The organism is Qipengyuania oceanensis, from assembly GCF_009827535.1.
In the GTDB taxonomy this organism is placed as follows: domain Bacteria; phylum Pseudomonadota; class Alphaproteobacteria; order Sphingomonadales; family Sphingomonadaceae; genus Qipengyuania_C; species Qipengyuania_C oceanensis.
Genome location: NZ_WTYN01000014.1, coordinates 1 through 2,011, shown reverse-complemented (window position 1 = coordinate 2,011; position 2,011 = coordinate 1). Strand labels below are relative to the sequence as shown.

Here is a 2,011-nt window from a genome sequence, read left to right as displayed (position 1 = left end):
TCAGCAGCTCCTTTCAAGCCGTAAATAGCCGGTTCTCTAACTCTCAAAATGGACCACTTTCTTGGGGGAAGGTCACCGAACTCATCCTGAAGTTTGCGGTGATTTTGATCATAAAGACGACTCATGCCCATCCTTCCCCAACATCCGTCGGGAACAATGCTAGTCGACTTCTTGCGCCCTGGCAGCAGGCGAATTGCACTATTTCAGCAGCACTAGTTCCTCGGCCATGCTCGGATGCAGGGCGACAGTGTCGTCAAAGGCCTGCTTGGTCAGCCCGGCCTTAACCGCCACGGCTGCAACCTGCAGGATCTCGGGCGCTTCGGGGCCGATCATGTGGATGCCGAGGATCTTCTCGGAGGTTTCGTCGACGATCATCTTATAAAGCCCGCGCTCGGGGTGTTCGGAGAAGATGTTCTTCATCGGACGGAAATCGGAGGAATAGACCTTCACGTCGCCATGGACGCGCCGCGCCTCTGCTTCGGTCAGGCCCACGCCTGCAAGCGGCGGCTGGCTGAAAACGGCGCTGGGAATGGCCGAATAATCGATCGTGCGCGGCTTTCCGCCAAAGACGGTATCGGCGAAGGCATGGCCTTCGCGGATTGCGACCGGCGTCAGCTGCACACGATCGGTAACGTCGCCCACGGCATAGATGCTGTCGCAGCTTGTGCGGTTGTATTCGTCGACCGGAATCTCTCCGCCCTTGCCCAGTTCGATAGCTGCATTCTCGAGCCCCAGCCCTTCGGTATTGGGTGAACGGCCCGTGGCGATCAGTATCTGGTCGACCGCGACCGGCCGGGCGCCGCCCAGATCGACCTGCAGGCAGCCATCCGCATCCTTCTCAACCGACTTGATCTGGCTGTGCATGCGAAAATCGATCCCGCGCCCCATGGCGATATGGAGCATTCTATCGACGATCTGTTCGTCATAGGACCGCAGGATCCGGTCGGTCCGGTTGACCACCGTTACCTCGCTCCCCAGCGCGTTGAAAATCCCGGCGAATTCCATCGCGATATATCCGCCGCCGACAACCATCAGGCATTGCGGCTGCCGGGCGAGATGGAAGACCTCGTTTGAGCTGATGCAGTGTTCGACACCGGGAAACTGCGGCATGGCAGGCCGCGCGCCCGTGGCAACAAGAATGTATTTCGCAGTGACTTCGCGGCCACTGGAGAGCCTGACCGAATGCGGGCCGGTGATGGTCGCGCGCTCTGCAAAGACCTCGACCTCGTGATTGGCGAGCGTCTGGCCGTAAAGCCCCTCCAGCCGGTCGACATCGGCGTTCACGAAATCGCGCAGTGTTGCCCAGCCGAAGCTCTTTCCTTCGATCGTCCAGCCGAGGTTCTGCGCATGGCCCAGCTCCTCAGCGAACATCGAACCATAGACGAGCATCTTCTTCGGCACGCAGCCGCGGATTACGCAGGTTCCGCCGACCCGGAATTCTTCCGCTGCCGCAACCCTTGCGCCATGCGACGCGGCGACACGGCTGGCGCGCACGCCGCCCGATCCGGCGCCGATGGTGAACAGGTCGTAGTCGTAGTCTTCAGCCATGGGCCGCTCCGCAGTTGGTCAGGGCGATATGGCGGCACGAAAGCCGCCTGCCAACCGTTACAGCTGGCAAGACATGCTTTCGTATCGAGTAGCGAATGCGTTACGCGCTGGCCGAGCGCGACTGGCCACCGGGCCTGCCGCGACGGTTGCCGCGCCGACGATTGCCGCCAGCCGGCCTGCCCTGAGCGCCGCCATGCGCAGGCTTGCCCTTGCGGTTCGGGTGCTTGCGCTTGGGGGCGTTGTCCCTTGGCGCTTCGCCTTGCGGACGCGCACCTTTCGGCTTCGGCTGCACGCGCTGGCGCGGCTGCTTCGGCGGCGGCTTGGTAGGGCCGACGCCTTCGACCACGGCCCGGAAATTCTCCGGCAGCGGCAGGCGCTCGAACTCGGTGACCTGCCCCATTAGGGTGGTCCACCGGTTAAGTTAGAGTTCCGGCGGTTGTTGTCGCCCTGCTGGGCGGCCTGA

At 62.4% G+C, this 2,011-nt stretch carries 2 protein-coding genes; both read right to left on the bottom strand.

The features are described 5' to 3' along the window. Positions 1-198: 198 nt before the first annotated feature. Positions 199-1,548 carry a glutathione-disulfide reductase gene (gene gorA, locus GRI48_RS14140; RefSeq protein ID WP_160677669.1) on the bottom strand — a complete coding sequence of 450 codons (1,350 nt, stop codon included), beginning with the start codon at positions 1,546-1,548 and terminating at the stop codon, positions 199-201. A 100-nt stretch (positions 1,549-1,648) separates the two neighbouring features. Further along, a complete protein-coding gene (locus tag GRI48_RS14135) occupies positions 1,649-1,948 on the bottom strand; it encodes a hypothetical protein (protein WP_237451987.1) in 300 nt (99 codons plus the stop codon). Positions 1,949-2,011: the final 63 nt, after the last annotated feature.